Genomic DNA, 16662 nt, shown 5'->3' on the forward strand with positions numbered 1-16662 from the left:
GGCATCCGTGGTAGACATCCTCGTCGGGGCGGAGATCTCGGCCGACGACTTCCCTCCCGCCGTGTGGGACAGCGACACGACCGGCATCGTCCAGATCAGCTCCACCACCTTCATCGCAGGGTCGCCGGCGGTGGAGTTGAATTTCACCGCGCCCACCTCCGGCACGGTCATCTTGTCCGTGGGGATGGGCGGTAGCGACAACGGCGGCACCAACCGCATCCATGTTGCGCCGGAGGTGCGGCTCACCAACGTCTCCGGCAGCGTCGTCCTGGCGGCCGACGTGACCACCCGCGGCGTGGGGACGCCCGGGGAGGTGGGCGCCAACGTTCACCGCTCCCGGACCACGCTGCTGACTGGGCTGACCGCCGGGCAGCTGTATTACGCCCGCGTCCTCTACAAGGTGTCCGGCGGCAGCACGGCGGACATCGCCTGCCGGGAGATCTCCGTAACGCCAACGCCGCTCGGTGGCAGCTTCGCCGGACGGCCGGTGCGCGCGCTGGATTTCCCGCCGGCGGCGTGGGCGCAGAACTCGACGCAGATCAACAACCCGTCCAACAGCGGCTACATCACGGGCACGCCGGAGGTGAGCGTCACTTTCACGGCGCCCACGTCGGGCCGCGTCCTGCTCATCGTGGGCGGGGCGCTCGGCAACGGCGCAGGCGGCGACCGCATCTTCCTGTCGCCGGAGGTGCGGGAGACGAACAGCTCCGGCGACCTGGTGCTCTCCCCCAGCGTCACGAGCAGGGGCTTCGGGTCCGACATCTGCGCGGGCGCCTTCCACTACGGCTCCAGGGAGTCGGTGCTGGAGGGCCTCACCCCGGGCCAGCTCTACTACGCCGTCGTCAAATACGCGGTCGCCACCACAGACAGCGGAGGCAGCACGCAGGACATCGGCTGCCGAGACATCGGGGTGGTGCCGATCCCATGAGCATCGAAGCCGGGGACCTCGTACGGGCCGTACAGCCGACCGCGTACGTGCACGATGACACGATCATCACCGAGATAGCCAACACCAGCTATGAGACCGGCAGCCCAGAGGTGGGCGTCTACTTCATCGCCCCGCCCAGCGGCCGGGTGCGGCTCACGCTCGGCGGCGGGTTCCGCGACAACGGCGCCTCCGCCGTCGACCGGCTGTTCCTCGCCCCGCAACTCTTCCGCGACAACTCGGACGGCACGCAGGTCCTCGCCCCGTCAGTGACCATCCGCGGCTACCTCGCCGCCCGGGAGGACACCGAATTCCAGTACGGCAGCCGGGTGTCGTTCATCGAGGGCCTGACGCCCGGACAGCTCTACTACCTGCGCACCATGCACCTCACCAACGGGACCGCCCCGAACAACGCCGACATCGCCGCCCGCGACATCATCGTCATCCCGCTGCCATGACCGGCCCGCTCCCCCGCCTCGTCCGCCGCCTCCCCGTCTGGGTGCAGGCCCAGCCGCTCGACTGCATGTTCGCGCTGCTCGGCATCCTGCCCGGCGTCGCCTCGCTGGTCGGGCTGGCGTCTTCGCAGGCGCTGGAGACGCTGCTGCCGTGGTGGGCGGTCCGGCTGTGGGCGGCCATCCTGCTCGTCGGCTGCGCCTGCTGGCTCGCCGGCGCGTCCAGCGTGCGGGAACGCGACGGGCAGCTCACAGCCACCAGACTGCCCGCGTTCCTGCTCGGCCTGCACCTGCTGTCCCTGGCGTGCCTCGTCTACGGGGTGGCGATCGTCGCGCTCTCCGGCTGGGGCGGCCTGCTGGCCGCGTACCCGCTGCTGGTCGGCGCCGCAGGCCTCTACATCCGCAGGGTCGGCTTGTCGCGGAGGGGGGCGTGATGGGCCCGGACGCGCTCACGCTGCTCGGCTCGGTGCTGGCTGCGGCGCTCGGCGGCGGCACCGTGTCGGGCCTGCTCGCCTACTTCCGGGACCGGCGCAGGGACAAGGGCGAGCAGTCGATCGGCGCGGTCGGGTCTTTGGAGCGGCTCAACGACCGGCTGACGGTGCAGGTGGCCGACCTGCAAACCCTGCTGGACGAGGAGCGGCGGAAGCGCCGCGAGCTGGAGGACACGGTCGACCGGGAGCGTCGGGCCAGGCACGCGTTGGAGGCCCGTATCGCGCTGCTGGAGAAGCGCAGCGAGGAAGGAGAACCGAATGAGGCATGAGGATTCAGAAGCCGACCTGGTCGCCGCCAAGGTGGACCGGCATCCGACCGGGCCCACCGAGCCCGACGAGGAGGCCGTGCTGCGCCGCCTGTACGGCGACCCGGACGCGGACGGCGTGTATCGCGGGCGGCCGTCGTGAGCGCCCAGTCGATGCTGGCGCAGATGGAGAAGGCGCTCGGCTGGGGTGAGCCGAATCCGGTGCACCGCTGGTACGGGTCCCGCAACGGCTCCTACTTCGCGCTCGGCAGCACGCCGTGGTGTCAGATGACCATCACGTGGGCCGCTCACCTGTCCGGCAACTACGCCGCCGTCTGCCCGCACGGCGACCGCGCCTACACGGTGTGGTCGGCGGAGGACGGCGAGCGGCTCGGCCGCTGGCACGCCGGCACGGTCGCCAACATCCTCCGCCACGCGAAGCCGGGGGCGATCGTCTACATGGACTGGGGCGGCAGCAACGACCCCGACGCGGTCGACCACGTCGGCATCGTCGAGCAGGTGCTCGGCGACGGCCGGGTCCAAACCATCGAGGGCAACACCGGCAACCAGTGCAAGCGGCGCGTCCGTGGCGCCGGGGACATCGCGGGGTTCTGGAACCCGCCGTACGAGGAGGACGACATGACACGTGACGAGATCTACAAGGCGGCATGGGAGACCGACACGATGCCGGTCCCGTACGCCACCGAGGCGAACCCGACCTGGAAGCCCCGCAGCGTGCTGGTCGACCACGGCGTGAAGCTCCGTCAGATCCTGGCCCAGCTCGACGCGCAGAACGCCACCATCCGCGAGCTCGTCGCCGTGCTCGCGCAGCGCGATGACGAGATCGACGTCGAGGCGCTCGTCGCACGGATCCGGTCGGAGATCGAGCAGGTCACGATCCGGCTCGACGTCGCAGACGCCTGACCAGGCACACCGCCCGGCAGGACCCCAAATCCCCGACCTCGCGCGAGGCCGGCACCCCCTGAAGGAGGGGCTATGACACACACCCCGTACCCCGTCCCGGTCTCCGTCCGCTACCCGCTCATGGTGCGCGGGGCGGTCGCCCTCGTCGCCATGGGGCTCGCCAGGCTCGGCATCGCCCTCGGCTGGATCCCGCCCGAATGGGAGCTCACCGAGTCCGGTGTCGAGCAGCTCTTCGACGCCGCCCTGTTCGCGTGGGCGTGGTTCACGTCGCAGCGGAAGACCACCCCGGTCGCGGACCCGCGCGACAACCGCGGCCGCCCGCTCGTGGTTGCGGTTCGGGACGAGTAGTAGACCTCCCGGCGATCCGGGCGTACGGTAGCCCCGACGCCTGGGCGAGAACGCCCCCGCCCTCTCAGGAGGATCGGGGGCGTTTCTTGCTGCGAGCACGATCGGCTCGATGAGGATGCCGTCGGGCCGCGCCACACGATAAGCGAATCCGGACATCAGGTCTTACAGTGGACGTGCGAGAGCCCCGGGTATGGGGAAGCATCCCGGGGCTCTCGCTCGTTTCCGACGCACTCCGCTCAGATGGCGGCCTTCACCTTGTACGCCTGCTGCGGGGATGGCTGCTCTCCGGCGCGGAGAGCGTGCCGGAGATAGATCCACACCTTCGCGCCGGAGTGGAACGCGACCTCGATGGCGTGCTCGGGCGGCGAGTTGGGGGCCATCACCTGCACCGCCGAGATTTCCTTGCTGCCCGCGTTGGTAATGGCTGCGGCCAGGAAAGCGCCGACGTCGGCGACTCGGACGCCGTTGGATGTGTCGAGGTGCACGGGCGGGACCGCTGGGAGTGGGTCCCCTTCGACGATCTCCTCGGGCACGCTGTAGTCGTTGGCGCCGGGGGCTGCTGAGCCGATGGTGGTGAGCATCAGCCGGGCTCCGCTGGCGAGGGTGACTTCGACGGCGTTGTCGAGTCTGGGGTCGTCGGCGGGGATGCGTACGCCGGTGATGGCCGGGCTGCCTGTGAGCATGGTTTGCAGGGTGGCCTGGAACCTCATCGGGCGCATGCGCTGTCTCCTCGCGTGTGGTCGGGTGCGTGTGCGAGGCTACCGGGCTGGGGCGGCCGGTTCATCGCGACATTCCCCGATCAGCATCGAGGGCCAGGTCGTACAGCCGGTCAGCCTCGTCGCCGCCGAGCCGCTCGTAGGCGCCGTCGATGCCGTCGGCGAACAGGCTCGCTGCGTGGTCGCAGGCGGCGGCCTTGTCGAGGGCCTTGAGCACGGGGTGGGACAAGTAGCGGGCCGGGTAGTGCTGGCGGGCGTACGCGCTGCCGTCGCTCTCAACCTTGGCCAGGTGTAGGAGTGCGCAGCCCTTGTCGAGGTCGGTCATGGTCTCCCAGGTGGGGAGCGCGGGCGGGTTGGTCATCGTGTTCTCCGTTCTGCGTCGTCGTCCTGGCCTAGCTCCACATCAGGTCATGCACCTTGGCCGGGTCCTTCTGCGCCAGCAGGGCGAGCTGCAGGTGCGTCATCCCGGCCTTCTGGGCGCCCTCCCACACGAGCCTGGGGGACGCGGCGCCGACCATGAGTTGGAGGATGTCGGCGCAGTACAGCGCCATCGCGCCCGCGTCGTCGGCGTTCGCGTTGCCGACCTTCCGGGCCGCCGCTAGGGCCTTCTCGTACGTCATGCCGCTCACCGTCCGTGCCGCTTGTCGATCAGCGCGAAGTACTCGGGCGTCCCGAACTCCGGGCAGTCGCACGGGCTGTGCCTGCACAGCACGCAACGCGGGCTGCTGGTCTTGCCGGACGCGTAGTCGTCGAAGTCGGGCGACCACTTCGCGCCGAGCTGGTCGAGGACTTCCTTGGCGGTCTTGGGCTTGCTCATGAAGGGCTCCTTCCTGGTGGGTGGCTATGCGACGGAAGAGGGCGGACGGCCCATGTCCGGGCCAGGACTTACCGGAAGCGGATGCGCAAGGTCCAGTCGTGGCCCTGCCCGCACGCGCACATGGTGACGTCCTTGTGCGCGCCTTCCGTGAGCCCGGCGGGCCAGGTGAACGTCGCCTCGCGCCTGCACTTCTGGCAGGTGGCCCGCTGGACGTGAGGCTTGGTGGTGCGCATCTCCTCTCCTTCCACTGGTCGTGATGGGGCGGGTGGCCCGGCCGCGCCAGGACCGGGCCACCCGTGCGCTAGGCGGAGACGGCCTGCTTGAACCCGGCGCCCGCCTTGAACGCGGGCACGTGCTTGGCCTCGACGTGGACGGTGCCGCCCTGCGGGGTGCGCCGCTCGCCGCCCTTGCGCGGGCGGCGCTCGAACGACCCGAACCCGATGATCTGGACGGTGTCGCCAGCGGCGACCGCCTCCTGCACCGTGTCGAGCGTCGCGGCGATGATGGCGGCCACGTCCGCCTTGCTGCGGCCGGTGGAGGCGGCGACGGCGTCGATGAGCTGGGTCTTGTTCATGTGGTGCTCTCTTCCTGTGGGTGGGTTACGTCCGTTCCCTATGACCGGTCGCCCCGGGCACCCCGCCCGCCCGGTGCGGCGGACGGAGCACCCCGAACGGCCGGGTCAGGAAGCCGCCTCGACGGCAGCCCAGTACGCCTCATCCAGGTACGACACGACCGCCAGACGGCCGCCATGCACCTCGGCGACGTGCTTCTCAGCCGACCGGCGCGCCGCGCGGTCGGTCTTGTAGTGGCTGGCAGTCATCCGGCACCCACCGCACCGCCACGCCGTCTCGTCAGGATCGCGGTACGGGTTGGCCCAGATGTCGAGGCCGAACCCCCACACGACCATCCCGGCCGGGACAGTGACGGTGGCGGCCAGCCGACGAACAAGAGGTTCCACGAGCTCCTGCCGCCCGTGGACCGCCTCGTCGAAGAGGGTGCGCGCCTTGTCGAGGTTGCGGGCGTGGAGCGCGTCGGTGATGGCCTCCACGGCGGCGGCCAGACGCCCGGTCACCGCGCACCTGCCATCACGATCGGGTTGGCGGGGGCGTGGTGCTCGGTGTCGAGGTCGGCGGCGTAGACGGTGCGCCGGCAGGCGGCGCACCGGTAGACGATGGGACCGCCGTCGAGCGCCGTCGTGCAGCGCGGGCAGGTGGCGGCCATCAGAGGGCCCTACAGGTCAGCGCATGATTCGCGGCCTGCGAGGGATACGCTGTGTCGCTCGCGCCGCAACCGTCGCACTTGAAGCCCCCCCAGGGGTTCTTGTCGTTCTCCTCCCACCCGGCGGCCCTCTTCCAGGTGACGATGTTTCCGCCGACGGTCTTGTACTTGAGCTCGCTCTTCATGGACGTCTCCTTGCTCGTGGGGTGGAGCGCTCTGCTCCGTCGAACTGGTGGGGGTTTACTGGTCGGCTTCCTGCGGGCCGCGCGCCAACATCACGATCACGCTGACCGCCAGCACGCCGGTCGCTACCAGCGCCGCCACGGCGAACGGCACCTGGCCGGAGAACGCGAGGCCGAGCGTGGCCAGCGAGCCGACGACGACCACGACGCCGATCGCGGCGACCTTCGCGAACACGGCCATCAGCGCCACCCCTTGACCGCACGGTCCGCGGAGTCCCGCATGAGCTGCTTCGCCTTGCGCGGCCCAACCTCGGCGATGAGCTCCCGCCGGGCGCGCTGCTTGTCGGCGCGGGTGACGCCGAACCCGTTCGCGACGTCGGCGGTCTGGTTGCGCTTGTTGGTGGCCTGGCCCTGCCCCCTGGCGCGGGCGAGCATCTCGGGCGGCATCCGGTCACGCATGGTTGTCTCCTGTCCCGGTGGGGTGTGTGGGGAATACGGGAGCGGCTGCTCCGGGCGGCCCTCCAGAAGGTCTGGAGAGCCGGCCGCAACCACCCGCTCAGCGGTCTACGGAGGCGTCCTCTTGGAGGCGATTTCTCGGGGCTAGATCGCCGCCTGAGCGGCCCCTGAATCTAGACATTTCGCCCCTGAGATTTAGGCGATCCGCCTAATCCGTTAGGGCGCTTCGACCTGGGAAAACATCCCGCTAGGAGGGCTAGCGGGGGTCGCGGAGGCGACGGGATCAGCGCCTGTGGAGCCGGTTGAGCGCCTCGGTGAATCCCGACCGGGTGTAGCCCTGCCGGTTGGCCCCCGAGCCGCGCCCATCGCTGATCCACACCTGGCCCGGCGCGACCCCGTACGGGCGCAGCAGCCTGGCCAGCTCAGCCGGGTCGTCGACCAGGTGCGCCCACGTCTGATCCTTCGCCAGGCGGGGCAGCAGTTCGGAGGTCCAAATCTTCTCCGCCTCGCCGCACGCCGCGACGCACGCCTCCAGCAGCATCCGGCCCGGATGCGTATCGGTGACCGGCAGAGTGCCGGCGGACTCACGCAGCTTGTACGCCGTCCTCGCCAGCCGGGTCACGTCCGGATCGTCGAGGAACCCCGTCCGGCCGGTCACCGGCGTAGACCCCTCGGCGAACAGCAGACCGGAACCGCGCTGGCTCGCGTCGATGAGCTGCGCATTGTGTCCCCGCGACGCCCAGCCCTGGCCCAGAATCATGTCGCTGGCCTGCGGCGTGTTGCAGCGCAGCGCGAGCCGGATCGAGAGCAGGTCCCGCAATTCGGTGTCCACCACCTTGCCGGACGGCCGCTGCGTGGCCGCGCTGGTGAACTTCCCGACGTACCGGCCACGCGAGACGTGATCCCGCAACGCCTCGGTGATCTTCGCGCCGAACTCGGGATGCGTCGTAAAGTACGCCAGCTCATCGACATGCAGCAGCGACATCGACCAGCCCAGTTCCTCCGCCAACTCCTTCGTCAGCTTCTTGACCCGCAGCTTCGCGAGTTGCGCGCCCTTCTCCTCCATGTCCTCGATCGACTCCTGGATCATCTCCAGCAGCGCCTCCGGGTCCGGCCGCAGCACCGACCGGTGAGCCAGATCCTCGTAATCGAGCAGGTCGACACCCTTGCCGTCGGCCAGCCACAGCTCCACGCTCGGGTCCAGCGCGGCAAAACAGAGCAGGATGTTGCAGGCGACCGACTTGCCGGCTTCCGGCTCTCCGCCGACGAGCAGGGACCGGCCCGGCATGGAGAACCCCATCGGGGCGCCGCGCACGGTCAGGCCGAGCGGCACCCGCTCCGTCCACACGTCCACGGGCGTCGTGCGGCCCTTCAGCTCGCAGTCCACCTTCGGCGCGCTGAGCGGGTCTCGGTCAGGCGACCACAGCCGTACACGCCCCTCGTGGTCAGGGACCTTGTCCACGTACAGGCGGGACAAGCCGCGACCAGACGCCGCCGCCAGCCTCGCGCGCTGCTTCAACGCCTCGTCATAGGTTCCGCCGCCAGGCAGCTCGACCTCGCACATCCACGCGATGGCGTCGCGGACCACGCCAGGCGCGATCACCTTCACGTCCTCGATCCGCTTCGCCAGCTTGGCGGCCACGAACAACCTGCGCACGGCCTTGCTATTCGGGTGGGTGCCGATCCCGCGCACCACCTCGTCATCGGCGGCGACGGCGTTCTCGGCTCGGCGGCGCATCACGAACTCCGCCGCGCCGCCGGCAGACGCCGTGACGCCGAGCAGGATCGCGGGGGCGCCCCACCACGGCCAGTCCATGAACAGCCACAGGCCCAGATCACCGAGCAGGCCCGCAGCGAGCGCACCCAGCGACACCTTGCGCCGGCGAGCGCGCTCCTGTGCGACGAACTCCGGCTTCGACGCCAGCGCCTGCTCATGGTCGGCGGCGGTCACCCACCGCCACCAGGCGCCGGCCGCCCGGCCGAGCCCGATCGACCCGTAGGCGACGCTGGCGCGGGTGGCCTTCGCCCCCACCCGCAGCAGCCCGCCGTGCTCGTGCCGGATGACGTCCACCTGCCGGGCGATCGGCGCGGTGACGACGGTGATGGTGCGGCGGGGGGACCAGACGCGGGTCGGCTCAATCGGCGTGACATCGGCGTGCCCGAGTAGGGCGAGCTCGTGGCCGTCCGGCATGTCCTCCTCCTGTTCCGGGTCGTCGGGGTGGGGCGGGTAGAGCGGCGGGGCGTCCTCCGGCTTGGGGACGATCCGGAGGCGGCGTTCGGGCTGGTTCACGCTCGTATCTCCAAGCGGTTGATGCGCACCGGGTTGAGCGCGACAGCGGCGGCGAGCCAACTCGCGCCTCCCGCGACTGCGAGGAGCAGGTGGTAGAGGCCGGTCCTCATGGCCGCGACCAGGATGACCAGGACCACGCCGGCGACGGCTTGGATGGCGAGCCAGGCGACGCGCCGTAGTCCGGCCGCGCGGAGGGCGGCGAGGGCTTGGCTGGGTGTGGGGGTGGTTTCGGGTGTCGGGACGTCGGGGCGGACGGCACACAGGGCCAAGCCGATGCCAGCGAAGAGGGCGAGGAGAACGATGGCAGTCATGGTCAGCCCCGCTTCCTGGACTGGAGCGCATGCCGGGTCCGGCCGTCCATGTCGGCCTGCCACTCGCGCGCCTTCTTGGCCCCGTACTGGGGCGAGCACTTGCCGACAGTGGCCAGCTCGGCACCGGACGGGATACGCCGCTCGACCTCGACAACCTTCTGCCAGTGCGCCCACATGGCGGGCGTGGCGCCGGTTTCATCGCTGGTTTCGATCGGGGTTTCATCGGCGGTTTCATCCGCGCGCCCGTCCGTGATCTCCGCAGACGTCTCCTGGGCGTCGCCGGGCAGCAACTCCAGGACGGCGAGCGCATCCGACTGCGCCCGAATCAGGGTGGCCTGCGCGGCGGCGAGGTCTCCGCGCGCCCGGCCCGCCATCCGGTCGGCGTCCGCGAGGATGCGGTCGCGGTGCATGCCCAGCATCGCGGCGGCGGGCGACTGCTCGCTGTACCGGACGGCCCAGCGGAGCGCCTGCCACGTCTCCCGACGCCACAGCAGCCAGCGCAGCCCAGAAAACTTGGGGGCGCGCGGGTCGATGAGCCCTTGCGCGCGCAGCACCTGCCGGTGCTGGTGCCGGGAGTGGATGGCCCACAGCCACGGCGACAGCACGCTGGCCGCGCCGAACATGACGGCCAGGTCGCTCAACGACCAGTCCGGCGAGTAGTGGTGGTAGTTGAGCGCGCCCACGCCGCCGGCGATCCCGTAGGAGGCGAGCCGCAGCCGCATCACCGAGTCGCCTTCGATGAGGGCGACGTGGGCGTGGTAGCCGACGTAGATGGCGATCGACTCGATGACCGCCGCGGCGCCGAGCGCGCCCAGCAGCGGCCAGCCGAACGGATCGGCCTGGAAGGCTGTGACCTGGCCCATGATGGCGACGACGTTGACGCCGACGATGGCGCCGACGAGGACGAAGGCGTGCCACCAGCGCTGTGCGCGGGCCTGCCAGGCGGCGATCCGCTCGCGGCGTTCGGCGCTGCTGCGAGTCTTGCGGTCGCGCTTCCGTTCGGCGCGGAGCTGGTCGCGTTCGGCGGCCCACTTCTCCTGGTCGCGCTCGCGGGCGCGGCGGGCCTCCTCCCGGATCCGGTCACGCTCGACGCGGGCGAGCTCGTCGGCGGCCTGCCGTTCGGCGCGCGACATCTTGGCGGGCGGCGGGTGGGCGGCCGGGTGGCTGCCGTTCACCCGCTCGGGCTGAATCGTGTCCATGGCTCTGCTTTCTGGTCTGTGGGGTTGGTCGAGGTTGGCGCCCGCCCCCGGCTCGCTCCTGGGGGATGCCGGCTGCCTGGCGGCTCCGGTCGGGCTGCGGCTGTCAGGGCGCTACAGACTGAGGGCGCCGCGAATCTTGTCGTCGAAGTACTCGCTGATAAGGGGCGTGTCGCCGTATCCGTCGACGACCTCACGGAGGGCCTCGTCCCACGCCTCCTTGCTGAGGTGCGAGTACGCCGGGTCGCTGGCCATGGCGGCGAACACCTGGGGGGCTTCTTGGAGGGCTTCGCTCATCTTCTGGAGGAGCAGGCCGTCCAGGATCGCCTCGATGTCGGCGGCGGTGTCTTGGCCGAACTCGTGGTCTCTCCAGCAGTCCGCTGCGGGCTGGTAGGCGGGCAGGGGCGGCATTCCGGGCTTTCCGAACATGGGTGTTCCTCCGTTGTGTTTGCTCCGGGCGGGCTGGTTGGGGCTAGCGGCGGTACCAGGGGATGTTCTTCTCGGCGTCGAGCACGGCCCTGTTCAGGCGCCGGTATTTGGGGGTCTCCTCGCGGATGCCCGCCGCCTCCTCCCGCTCCTGGTTCGCGTGCAGCGAGGCGAGCGCGTCCTTGTACTTCTTGACGGCGGCCCTCTGCTCGTCCTTGCTCTGGCCCATGTGGTTCTCCTTCAGTCGGTCGGGCTCGGTGGATCAGAGGCGGTTGACGGCGGCCTGCATCTCGGCAAGCTCGGCGTCCACCAGGGCGAGCAGATCCTCAGCCGCCGTCAGCCGCGCCCGCTCCGTCGCGACGGCGGACCGCTCGACTTCGAGCAGCGCGCCCTCAACGCCGGTCACCGCTTGTCCAGCGGCTTCGACGGGGTGGACTTGGCCGGCATCGCAGAGTCGTGCTTGTTCAGGTTCTTGAGCTTCTTGGCGAGCTCTTCCGCCTTGTCCTTCGGCGGCGTCACCGCTTGCCCGCCTTGCTGTCGCACTTCGTGCAACCCGGGTGCGTGCAACCGCTCCGGTCCATCAGCGGACGCGTGCCAGCCGGCCGCTTCGCGTTCGCCTTCAGCGTCTTGTCGAGCGTCTTCAACGCCTCGTCCGCGGTCATTCACGCCACCGCCTGCGCGGCGCGGGCCCGGGTGACCGCGGACAGGATCGCCACGGCGTACGCCTCCGCCTCCTCCAGCGACACCGGCACGAACCGGTTCCCCGTCTCGTCGTGCAGCGTCACCAGCGGGTCCAACCCGTCCAACTGCGACAGGTCGACGAGCTGCAGCGGCGCCAACTCGGTCGGGATGCTGGCGACGGGCGTCCAGTGGCTGCGCTGGCCGGCGGGCTCGCCGTCGTGGTCGGACGTGCACCAGGTGGGGCACGGCTGCTCCGGCATGCGCGGGAGCGGGACGAACATCGTCGTAGACTCGGACACAGATCTCTCCTCCTGGGCGACAGGTGGGTGTGGATCGGATCCCGGGTCAGGCGTTCGCAGCGCCTGACCCGGGCGTTTCTGGAGCTAGGCGAGGACCTTGCCGAGGAAGATGGCGAGCTGGTCGGCGCCGTGCAGGATGCCGTCGAACGCGCCGTTGACGGCGCCCGCGGCCTGGGCGGGGCGGGTGAACAGGAAGAACAGCACGAAGATGACGGCGAGCCACGTGAGCGGCTTCTTGAAGCGGGACATGCTCGGTCCTTTCCGAGGACAAATGGTTGAAGGCCGGGATGAGGTCGACTCAAATGCGCTCGACCGCGAAGGTGAAGCCGGGGGCGGGGAACCGGAGGTGGAGCTTGGTGACCCTGTCCTCCATTGCGGGCGCGGTGGCGACCCGCTCGAAGTAGACGAAGTCGCTGCGCTGGCCGTCCTCGACCTGGTAGACGGTGATTCCGAACATGACAGGACCTCCGGTCAGGCCGCGCGACGGGCGGGAGCGGCGGTGAGGATGGCGACGGCGGCGCGGTGGTAGCACTGGTGCTTGCCGCGCTGTCCGGCCGGGCAAGTGCAGCCGGAGGCGTGCACGAGGTAAGTGACGGTGCCGTCGGACGAGACGGCGGTGTAGGTGCCGGGCCGCTTGGTGGGGAGGATGGCGCCCTGCTCGATCAGCTCGCGCGCCCGGTCGACCTGGTTGGGCTTGAACTCGTCGAGGTTGACCTCGACGGCGATAGCCCACCGGCCGCCGGTCTTGACGGCGTCGAGCCGGCCGGTCTGGGCCCAGCGGCGGATGGTGCGCGGGGAGACGCTGTAGGCGGTGGCCGCCTCGCGGCTGCTGATCGAGATAGGCTGGACCATTGGGTCCTCCTCCTGTTGACGCAGGTGGTGGATCAAGGCCCGTTCCGGTGTTGACGCACCGGGGCGGGCCGTCTTGCTTGGTCGAACAAGCACAACCGTACCCACCACAGGTGCACCCGTCAAGCTGATCGGTGCACCCATTTTCAGCGCGCCCCCGACACCGGTACACTTGAGCACATGACCGACACCCCGCCGCGCCCCCGACCGCTCGCCATGAGCGACATAGCCGCCCTGCTCGGCGTCAGCACCAACACCGTCAACGCCTGGCGCAAACGAGCCGCCGGCGCCAAACAGGTCGAACCGCTCCCCCCGCCGGCCGGGAAAGTCGCCACCAAAACCGACTACTGGTGGGAAGACGACATCGTCGAATGGGCACGCCGCACCGGCCGACTCAAGGAAGCGTGAGCCGACGCGACACCGCGCCCCGCGAGACACCTCGCGGGGCGTTCCGCATCCCACCGACAGCGCGGCGACCTGCCGCAACGAACCCATGCTTCAAGCCAACCGCCCACACCGCGCGACCGCATGGGCAGCAGCACGCCGACCCAGCACCCCTCGCCAGAGCTAACCGAACGGCGATAGTGCCACAACCACCAGTTAGCTAGCATCAGGGCTCACCCGCCAGCCCTGGACAGCCCACCAAGGGACACCCATGGAAGTCGTGGACCGCTGGACCGGCCGCCACGCGGCCGCCCTCCAAGCCGCCCTGAGGATGACGCACGACGAGTTCGCCGAACGCCTCGGCGTCGGTCGGCGCACCGTCGCCTACTGGCATGGCAACCAGGACGCAACACCACGCCCAGAGCTGCAGCGCGCCCTTGACACACTGCTCGACCGCACGACCTCGGGCGAACGCGCGCGCTTCGCCCACCAGCTCAACGACGCCGCACGCCCCACCGGCGAACCCGTCGCACTCACCGTCGCCATCGCCGTCGTCGTACGCGGCGGCGACGTCCTCCTCGTCTGCCGCCGCGACGACGCAGCTGGCCTTCGCTGGCAGTTCGTCGCCGGCATGGTGAAACCAGGCCAGCAGCCCGACAGCGTCGCCGTCCGCGAAACGTTGGCCGAGACCGGCATCCACTGCACCGTGCAAGAGCACCTCGGCGGCCGACTCCACCCGGTCACCGGCGTCCGCTGCGAGTACTACCTCGCCGCCTACCTGGCCGGCGAAGTCGAGAACCGGGACGCCGACGAAAACGTGTCCGTGATCTGGGTGCCGCGTGACCAGCTCACGAAGTTCGTCGCCGCTAACCTGATCTACCCGCCGGTCCTGCACGCCCTGGAGAAAGAGCACAGCCCGTGAACGACACCGAACAGCAGCCCGCCATCGCCGCAGCCATCATCGTCGACCGCGAGCAGGTCCTGCTCGTCTGCCGGCGCGAGCGCGAGGGCGACCTGCTGTGGACGTTCCCCAGCGGCAAAGTCGAGGCCGGCGAGTCGGGCGAGGACGCCGCGGTGCGGGAGACCCGCGAAGAGGTCGGCCTCGTCGTCTCCGCCGTCAAAACGCTGGGCGAGCGGATCCATCCGTCGACCGGCCGCCGCATGATCTACGTCGTGTGCGAAGTGCTCGCCGGCGGCGCCCACGTCGCGGATGCTGACGAGCTCGCCGAAGTGGCGTGGTGCGACCGCGCCCGCGTCAGCACGCTGGTGCCGTTCCCGTTCTTCCCACCCGTCCAGGAGTACCTCGACACCCACCTCAAGTAGGAGCCGCTCATGGAAGCCTTGCTGCTGCTCGCCCTCATCGCCGCCATCTACCTGGGATCGTGCGCCGCCCACCCCTACCGGGCATGCGGCGCCTGCGGCCGATCCAAGGAATCCCACTCCACCATGTTCAAGGGCGCGTTCGGCGCCTGCCGGTCCTGCGCAGGCCGCGGCCACACGGTGCGGCTCGGCGCCCGCCTCCTCGGCAAGAGCTAGCAGGCCCGGAACCAGCCGCGCCGCCGGCACGACGACCCAGAGCCGGAACTCGAATCCGAGTCCCCCACGTCCGGCAGCGGTCGGCCCGACCTTCTCGGCTTCGCCGCGACCGCGCGCAATCGCACATCACGCTCATCAAACCGGTACCGCCCGTCCAGCCCGCACGCCTGCACGAGGGTGGCGGCGGCCAGATGCACCTGCCGCGCCCGATACAAGCGGGCCGACCGCGGACCGGACGTCTCCCTGAACTCTCGGGCGGCGGTGCGGGCGTTCTCGATGAGGACGCCGACGTACGGCGCGCCGCTGCCCGCCGCCGCGTCGAGCGAGTCCAGCCACGGAAGCGCGGCCCGGCCGGGGGCGAACCCGCGCCGGGCATGCCGCTCCACCCCGTCGAGGAACGCGGCCACGCCGTCCTGTTTGCACGCCTCCGGGTCGGTCGCGGCCGCAGTGCCGGTCGCCGCGGCGTACGGCCGCGACGCGGCAGGGCTGCCGGTGGAGCCGCCGGCGCAGTTGTAGGCGAGGGCGGCCAGGATGGCGGCCGCGGTGGCGAAGGCGGCCCGGCGGCGGGTTCGGCGGCGCATCAAGGCTCCGGTGTGGGCGGTGTGTCGCGGACGGTTGACGGCCTGTAGGACGCTCCGCCGCCGCCCCCGGTTCGCCGACCGTCCGGGTTCTTTACGCGGGGTGACCCGACCGCCCGTGACGTGGGGGACACGCACTGACGGTCGGGTCCCGATCACCCTACGTTGCCCGGTTTGATCTCGTCTACCTCGTAGGCAACGTGGGCGACGTCGCCCATATGCACTACAGGTGGGACGTAGTTAACGTCTGCGATCATGACCGTTGATCGTTTCGACCCGACTCCGATATACCGCCAGCTCGCAGACATCGTCATCGCGATGATTCGGGCCGGCGAGTTGGAGCCGCGCGATCCGATCCCGTCGGAGGCGCAGATGGTGCGGGAGCACGGGGTGGCCCGGGATACGGCGCGGGCGGCGGTCGCCTATCTCCGGGAGGAGGGCTGGGTGTTCACGCTCCCCCAGCGCGGCACCTACGTCTCCCCGCGCGGCAAGTGGCCCACCGGCGGCCGGTGAGCACCCCCGGCCAATCAACTCCCCCAAAGCCATTGTGTACACAATGCAAACTGTGTACTCTCATGGGTGTGAGCGAAGACGAGATCGGCCTCCGCGAAGGACGCGCCAAGTTCGGCGACCTGGTCAACCGCGCCGAGTACGCAGGCCAAACCACCTACATCACCCGACACGGCCGCCGCGTCGCCGCCATCGTCCCCATCGACCAGATCGCCAAGGAGCAGAGCATGGAGACCATCTCCTTCACCCGCGACAACGACAATCCCGAGTGGGGCACCGACACCATCACCCTCACAGTGGACGGCGACGAGGTCACCGAGGCTTGGACCGTTGACGGCATCAGCGACAAGAGCACCCAGCGCTTTCCCGGCGGCCATGCCGACACTCATGTGCACGAGCGGCGCATCGAACTCGTCAGCGACGGCTACACCGAGCAGTAACCGCAACGGGAAAGCCCCGCACTCATCCGAGTGCGGGGCTTCCTGTTGCGCTCCTCCGACCGGCGTCGGGGGTGACCGGTGGGAGACCGTGGGGAGACCGGCAGTCTCGGACGCCACCGGTCCGGGGCGACAAAACCGACACGCCGCCACCCGGCACCCCCGCCCCGACCAGCAGAAACCTTGATCCCCCGACACATCCCGAACAAGCCCGACACAGCCGCCCACAGACTTCTAATCCGACGGTCGCAGGTTCGAATCCTGCAGGGCGCGCTTATCCCCAACAGGGAAAACCCCCGCCTGACCTGCACTGATGCAGGGCTACGGGGGTTTCGCGTGTCCGGCTGTCCACGGCTGGCTGTGATCGCTCACGGGTGGCTCTCCCCAATGC

36 protein-coding genes are annotated in these 16662 nt (G+C 70.2%); 13 read left to right on the forward strand and 23 right to left on the reverse strand.

Going from position 1 to position 16662, the window contains the following annotated elements; translation table 11 throughout:
* Positions 1-7 precede the first annotated feature (7 nt).
* The 7 genes from ADY59_RS14025 to ADY59_RS14050 all read left to right on the forward strand — a co-directional run bounded on the left by ADY59_RS14025 (position 8) and on the right by ADY59_RS14050 (position 3385).
* Positions 8-928: a hypothetical protein gene (locus tag ADY59_RS14025; protein WP_049562248.1), complete on the forward strand. Its 921-nt coding sequence runs from the start codon at positions 8-10 to the stop codon at positions 926-928.
* Positions 925-1383, forward strand: coding sequence for a hypothetical protein (locus ADY59_RS14030; RefSeq protein WP_049562249.1), 459 nt, complete (start codon positions 925-927; stop codon positions 1381-1383). Before ADY59_RS14025 ends, ADY59_RS14030 begins: the two co-directional genes overlap by 4 nt.
* Positions 1380-1811, forward strand: a complete 432-nt coding sequence (locus ADY59_RS14035) for a hypothetical protein (RefSeq protein ID WP_049562250.1) — start codon at positions 1380-1382, stop codon at positions 1809-1811. Before ADY59_RS14030 ends, ADY59_RS14035 begins: the two co-directional genes overlap by 4 nt.
* A complete protein-coding gene (locus tag ADY59_RS14040) occupies positions 1808-2137 on the forward strand; it encodes a hypothetical protein (protein WP_156325486.1) in 330 nt (109 codons plus the stop codon). Before ADY59_RS14035 ends, ADY59_RS14040 begins: the two co-directional genes overlap by 4 nt.
* Complete coding sequence (locus ADY59_RS51345; RefSeq protein WP_197093627.1) at positions 2127-2276, forward strand: hypothetical protein; 150 nt, start codon at positions 2127-2129, stop codon at positions 2274-2276. Before ADY59_RS14040 ends, ADY59_RS51345 begins: the two co-directional genes overlap by 11 nt.
* Complete coding sequence (locus tag ADY59_RS47520; RefSeq protein ID WP_156325487.1) at positions 2273-3037, forward strand: CHAP domain-containing protein; 765 nt, start codon at positions 2273-2275, stop codon at positions 3035-3037. Before ADY59_RS51345 ends, ADY59_RS47520 begins: the two co-directional genes overlap by 4 nt.
* Positions 3038-3109: 72 nt before the next feature.
* Positions 3110-3385 (forward strand): hypothetical protein, encoded by a 276-nt coding sequence (locus ADY59_RS14050; RefSeq protein ID WP_049562252.1) that lies wholly within the window; start codon positions 3110-3112, stop codon positions 3383-3385.
* Positions 3386-3621: 236 nt separating this feature from the next.
* Here the strand turns inward: ADY59_RS14050 and ADY59_RS14055 are convergent, their stop codons facing one another.
* The 22 genes from ADY59_RS14055 to ADY59_RS51365 all read right to left on the reverse strand — a co-directional run bounded on the left by ADY59_RS14055 (position 3622) and on the right by ADY59_RS51365 (position 12829).
* Positions 3622-4104, reverse strand: coding sequence for a hypothetical protein (locus ADY59_RS14055; protein WP_049562253.1), 483 nt, complete (start codon positions 4102-4104; stop codon positions 3622-3624).
* 61 nt (positions 4105-4165) lie between these two features.
* Positions 4166-4462: a hypothetical protein gene (locus ADY59_RS14060; RefSeq protein ID WP_049562255.1), complete on the reverse strand. Its 297-nt coding sequence runs from the start codon at positions 4460-4462 to the stop codon at positions 4166-4168.
* A gap of 31 nt (positions 4463-4493) precedes the next feature.
* A complete protein-coding gene (locus tag ADY59_RS14065; protein ID WP_049562259.1) occupies positions 4494-4721 on the reverse strand; it encodes a hypothetical protein in 228 nt (75 codons plus the stop codon).
* Positions 4722-4726: 5 nt separating this feature from the next.
* Positions 4727-4918, reverse strand: coding sequence for a hypothetical protein (locus ADY59_RS14070; RefSeq protein WP_049562261.1), 192 nt, complete (start codon positions 4916-4918; stop codon positions 4727-4729).
* A 68-nt stretch (positions 4919-4986) separates the two neighbouring features.
* Positions 4987-5151 (reverse strand): hypothetical protein, encoded by a 165-nt coding sequence (locus ADY59_RS49940; protein WP_156325488.1) that lies wholly within the window; start codon positions 5149-5151, stop codon positions 4987-4989.
* 68 nt (positions 5152-5219) lie between these two features.
* On the reverse strand, positions 5220-5492 hold the full coding sequence (locus tag ADY59_RS14075; RefSeq protein ID WP_049562262.1) for an HU family DNA-binding protein: 273 nt from the start codon (positions 5490-5492) through the stop codon (positions 5220-5222).
* A 105-nt stretch (positions 5493-5597) separates the two neighbouring features.
* Positions 5598-5990: a hypothetical protein gene (locus tag ADY59_RS14080; protein ID WP_049562264.1), complete on the reverse strand. Its 393-nt coding sequence runs from the start codon at positions 5988-5990 to the stop codon at positions 5598-5600.
* Positions 5987-6139 carry a hypothetical protein gene (locus ADY59_RS49945; RefSeq protein ID WP_156325489.1) on the reverse strand — a complete coding sequence of 51 codons (153 nt, stop codon included), beginning with the start codon at positions 6137-6139 and terminating at the stop codon, positions 5987-5989. Before ADY59_RS49945 ends, ADY59_RS14080 begins: the two co-directional genes overlap by 4 nt.
* Positions 6139-6321, reverse strand: a complete 183-nt coding sequence (locus ADY59_RS14085) for a hypothetical protein (protein WP_049562265.1) — start codon at positions 6319-6321, stop codon at positions 6139-6141. The genes ADY59_RS49945 and ADY59_RS14085 overlap by 1 nt, the downstream gene beginning before the upstream one ends.
* Before the next feature lie 55 nt (positions 6322-6376).
* Positions 6377-6559 carry a hypothetical protein gene (locus tag ADY59_RS14090; protein WP_156325490.1) on the reverse strand — a complete coding sequence of 61 codons (183 nt, stop codon included), beginning with the start codon at positions 6557-6559 and terminating at the stop codon, positions 6377-6379.
* On the reverse strand, positions 6559-6777 hold the full coding sequence (locus tag ADY59_RS14095; RefSeq protein WP_049562268.1) for a hypothetical protein: 219 nt from the start codon (positions 6775-6777) through the stop codon (positions 6559-6561). Before ADY59_RS14095 ends, ADY59_RS14090 begins: the two co-directional genes overlap by 1 nt.
* 280 nt (positions 6778-7057) lie before the next feature.
* Positions 7058-9064, reverse strand: coding sequence for an FtsK/SpoIIIE domain-containing protein (locus ADY59_RS14100; RefSeq protein ID WP_049562269.1), 2007 nt, complete (start codon positions 9062-9064; stop codon positions 7058-7060).
* Positions 9061-9375 (reverse strand): hypothetical protein, encoded by a 315-nt coding sequence (locus ADY59_RS51350; RefSeq protein ID WP_049562270.1) that lies wholly within the window; start codon positions 9373-9375, stop codon positions 9061-9063. The genes ADY59_RS14100 and ADY59_RS51350 overlap by 4 nt, the downstream gene beginning before the upstream one ends.
* 2 nt (positions 9376-9377) lie before the next feature.
* Positions 9378-10574 carry a hypothetical protein gene (locus ADY59_RS51355; RefSeq protein WP_049562272.1) on the reverse strand — a complete coding sequence of 399 codons (1197 nt, stop codon included), beginning with the start codon at positions 10572-10574 and terminating at the stop codon, positions 9378-9380.
* Between the two features lie 111 nt (positions 10575-10685).
* Positions 10686-11000, reverse strand: coding sequence for a hypothetical protein (locus tag ADY59_RS14115; protein ID WP_049562273.1), 315 nt, complete (start codon positions 10998-11000; stop codon positions 10686-10688).
* A gap of 43 nt (positions 11001-11043) precedes the next feature.
* On the reverse strand, positions 11044-11226 hold the full coding sequence (locus ADY59_RS14120; protein ID WP_049562275.1) for a hypothetical protein: 183 nt from the start codon (positions 11224-11226) through the stop codon (positions 11044-11046).
* Positions 11227-11259: 33 nt separating this feature from the next.
* The gene (locus tag ADY59_RS49950) at positions 11260-11403 is read right to left on the reverse strand and encodes a hypothetical protein (RefSeq protein WP_156325492.1); all 144 of its coding nucleotides are present in this window, start codon (positions 11401-11403) and stop codon (positions 11260-11262) included.
* Between the two features lie 109 nt (positions 11404-11512).
* Positions 11513-11659, reverse strand: coding sequence for a hypothetical protein (locus ADY59_RS49955; RefSeq protein WP_156325493.1), 147 nt, complete (start codon positions 11657-11659; stop codon positions 11513-11515).
* Positions 11660-11977, reverse strand: a complete 318-nt coding sequence (locus ADY59_RS14125) for a hypothetical protein (protein ID WP_156325494.1) — start codon at positions 11975-11977, stop codon at positions 11660-11662.
* Positions 11978-12061: 84 nt separating this feature from the next.
* The gene (locus tag ADY59_RS51360; protein ID WP_197093628.1) at positions 12062-12226 is read right to left on the reverse strand and encodes a hypothetical protein; all 165 of its coding nucleotides are present in this window, start codon (positions 12224-12226) and stop codon (positions 12062-12064) included.
* A gap of 49 nt (positions 12227-12275) precedes the next feature.
* A complete protein-coding gene (locus ADY59_RS49960) occupies positions 12276-12434 on the reverse strand; it encodes a hypothetical protein (RefSeq protein WP_156325495.1) in 159 nt (52 codons plus the stop codon).
* 14 nt (positions 12435-12448) lie between these two features.
* A complete protein-coding gene (locus ADY59_RS51365; protein WP_049562277.1) occupies positions 12449-12829 on the reverse strand; it encodes a helix-turn-helix domain-containing protein in 381 nt (126 codons plus the stop codon).
* A gap of 177 nt (positions 12830-13006) precedes the next feature.
* Here ADY59_RS51365 and ADY59_RS51370 point away from each other — a divergent pair, with 177 nt between their 5' ends.
* The 4 genes from ADY59_RS51370 to ADY59_RS14150 all read left to right on the forward strand — a co-directional run bounded on the left by ADY59_RS51370 (position 13007) and on the right by ADY59_RS14150 (position 14746).
* Positions 13007-13234, forward strand: a complete 228-nt coding sequence (locus ADY59_RS51370) for a helix-turn-helix domain-containing protein (RefSeq protein WP_049562279.1) — start codon at positions 13007-13009, stop codon at positions 13232-13234.
* A gap of 247 nt (positions 13235-13481) precedes the next feature.
* On the forward strand, positions 13482-14132 hold the full coding sequence (locus tag ADY59_RS14140; RefSeq protein ID WP_049562281.1) for an NUDIX hydrolase: 651 nt from the start codon (positions 13482-13484) through the stop codon (positions 14130-14132).
* Positions 14129-14533 (forward strand): NUDIX hydrolase, encoded by a 405-nt coding sequence (locus ADY59_RS14145; protein ID WP_049562282.1) that lies wholly within the window; start codon positions 14129-14131, stop codon positions 14531-14533. The genes ADY59_RS14140 and ADY59_RS14145 overlap by 4 nt, the downstream gene beginning before the upstream one ends.
* Positions 14534-14542: 9 nt before the next feature.
* The gene (locus ADY59_RS14150; RefSeq protein WP_049562284.1) at positions 14543-14746 is read left to right on the forward strand and encodes a hypothetical protein; all 204 of its coding nucleotides are present in this window, start codon (positions 14543-14545) and stop codon (positions 14744-14746) included.
* Here the strand turns inward: ADY59_RS14150 and ADY59_RS14155 are convergent.
* A complete protein-coding gene (locus tag ADY59_RS14155) occupies positions 14743-15327 on the reverse strand; it encodes a hypothetical protein (protein WP_049562285.1) in 585 nt (194 codons plus the stop codon). The two genes, ADY59_RS14150 and ADY59_RS14155, sit on opposite strands and share 4 nt — an antisense overlap.
* 252 nt (positions 15328-15579) lie before the next feature.
* On the opposite strand from ADY59_RS14155, the gene ADY59_RS14160 reads away from it, so the two are divergent.
* Entirely contained in the window at positions 15580-15837 is a 258-nt protein-coding gene (locus ADY59_RS14160; protein WP_049562287.1) for a GntR family transcriptional regulator, read from the forward strand.
* Positions 15838-15905: 68 nt separating this feature from the next.
* A complete protein-coding gene (locus ADY59_RS14165; protein WP_197093629.1) occupies positions 15906-16274 on the forward strand; it encodes a type II toxin-antitoxin system Phd/YefM family antitoxin in 369 nt (122 codons plus the stop codon).
* Positions 16275-16662 lie beyond the last annotated feature (388 nt).

Source organism: Nonomuraea sp. SBT364 (assembly GCF_001083785.1).
Taxonomy (GTDB): domain Bacteria; phylum Actinomycetota; class Actinomycetes; order Streptosporangiales; family Streptosporangiaceae; genus Nonomuraea.

Bases quoted from the DNA above. Each gene is read 5' to 3' on its own strand.
- ADY59_RS14030 (WP_049562249.1), top strand. From the start codon at position 925: ATGAGCATCGAAGCCGGGGACCTCGTACGGGCCGTACAGCCGACCGCG.
- ADY59_RS14035 (WP_049562250.1), top strand. From the start codon at position 1,380: ATGACCGGCCCGCTCCCCCGCCTCGTCCGCCGCCTCCCCGTCTGGGTG.
- ADY59_RS51345 (WP_197093627.1), top strand. From the start codon at position 2,127: ATGAGGCATGAGGATTCAGAAGCCGACCTGGTCGCCGCCAAGGTGGAC.
- ADY59_RS14050 (WP_049562252.1), top strand. From the start codon at position 3,110: ATGACACACACCCCGTACCCCGTCCCGGTCTCCGTCCGCTACCCGCTC.
- ADY59_RS14055 (WP_049562253.1), bottom strand. From the start codon at position 4,104: ATGCGCCCGATGAGGTTCCAGGCCACCCTGCAAACCATGCTCACAGGC.
- ADY59_RS14060 (WP_049562255.1), bottom strand. From the start codon at position 4,462: ATGACCAACCCGCCCGCGCTCCCCACCTGGGAGACCATGACCGACCTC.
- ADY59_RS14065 (WP_049562259.1), bottom strand. From the start codon at position 4,721: ATGACGTACGAGAAGGCCCTAGCGGCGGCCCGGAAGGTCGGCAACGCG.
- ADY59_RS14070 (WP_049562261.1), bottom strand. From the start codon at position 4,918: ATGAGCAAGCCCAAGACCGCCAAGGAAGTCCTCGACCAGCTCGGCGCG.
- ADY59_RS49940 (WP_156325488.1), bottom strand. From the start codon at position 5,151: ATGCGCACCACCAAGCCTCACGTCCAGCGGGCCACCTGCCAGAAGTGC.
- ADY59_RS14075 (WP_049562262.1), bottom strand. From the start codon at position 5,492: ATGAACAAGACCCAGCTCATCGACGCCGTCGCCGCCTCCACCGGCCGC.
- ADY59_RS49945 (WP_156325489.1), bottom strand. From the start codon at position 6,139: ATGGCCGCCACCTGCCCGCGCTGCACGACGGCGCTCGACGGCGGTCCC.
- ADY59_RS14085 (WP_049562265.1), bottom strand. From the start codon at position 6,321: ATGAAGAGCGAGCTCAAGTACAAGACCGTCGGCGGAAACATCGTCACC.
- ADY59_RS14090 (WP_156325490.1), bottom strand. From the start codon at position 6,559: ATGGCCGTGTTCGCGAAGGTCGCCGCGATCGGCGTCGTGGTCGTCGTC.
- ADY59_RS14095 (WP_049562268.1), bottom strand. From the start codon at position 6,777: ATGCGTGACCGGATGCCGCCCGAGATGCTCGCCCGCGCCAGGGGGCAG.
- ADY59_RS51350 (WP_049562270.1), bottom strand. From the start codon at position 9,375: ATGACTGCCATCGTTCTCCTCGCCCTCTTCGCTGGCATCGGCTTGGCC.
- ADY59_RS51355 (WP_049562272.1), bottom strand. From the start codon at position 10,574: ATGGACACGATTCAGCCCGAGCGGGTGAACGGCAGCCACCCGGCCGCC.
- ADY59_RS14115 (WP_049562273.1), bottom strand. From the start codon at position 11,000: ATGTTCGGAAAGCCCGGAATGCCGCCCCTGCCCGCCTACCAGCCCGCA.
- ADY59_RS14120 (WP_049562275.1), bottom strand. From the start codon at position 11,226: ATGGGCCAGAGCAAGGACGAGCAGAGGGCCGCCGTCAAGAAGTACAAG.
- ADY59_RS49955 (WP_156325493.1), bottom strand. From the start codon at position 11,659: ATGACCGCGGACGAGGCGTTGAAGACGCTCGACAAGACGCTGAAGGCG.
- ADY59_RS51360 (WP_197093628.1), bottom strand. From the start codon at position 12,226: ATGTCCCGCTTCAAGAAGCCGCTCACGTGGCTCGCCGTCATCTTCGTG.
- ADY59_RS49960 (WP_156325495.1), bottom strand. From the start codon at position 12,434: ATGTTCGGAATCACCGTCTACCAGGTCGAGGACGGCCAGCGCAGCGAC.
- ADY59_RS51365 (WP_049562277.1), bottom strand. From the start codon at position 12,829: ATGGTCCAGCCTATCTCGATCAGCAGCCGCGAGGCGGCCACCGCCTAC.
- ADY59_RS51370 (WP_049562279.1), top strand. From the start codon at position 13,007: ATGACCGACACCCCGCCGCGCCCCCGACCGCTCGCCATGAGCGACATA.
- ADY59_RS14140 (WP_049562281.1), top strand. From the start codon at position 13,482: ATGGAAGTCGTGGACCGCTGGACCGGCCGCCACGCGGCCGCCCTCCAA.
- ADY59_RS14150 (WP_049562284.1), top strand. From the start codon at position 14,543: ATGGAAGCCTTGCTGCTGCTCGCCCTCATCGCCGCCATCTACCTGGGA.
- ADY59_RS14155 (WP_049562285.1), bottom strand. From the start codon at position 15,327: ATGCGCCGCCGAACCCGCCGCCGGGCCGCCTTCGCCACCGCGGCCGCC.
- ADY59_RS14160 (WP_049562287.1), top strand. From the start codon at position 15,580: ATGACCGTTGATCGTTTCGACCCGACTCCGATATACCGCCAGCTCGCA.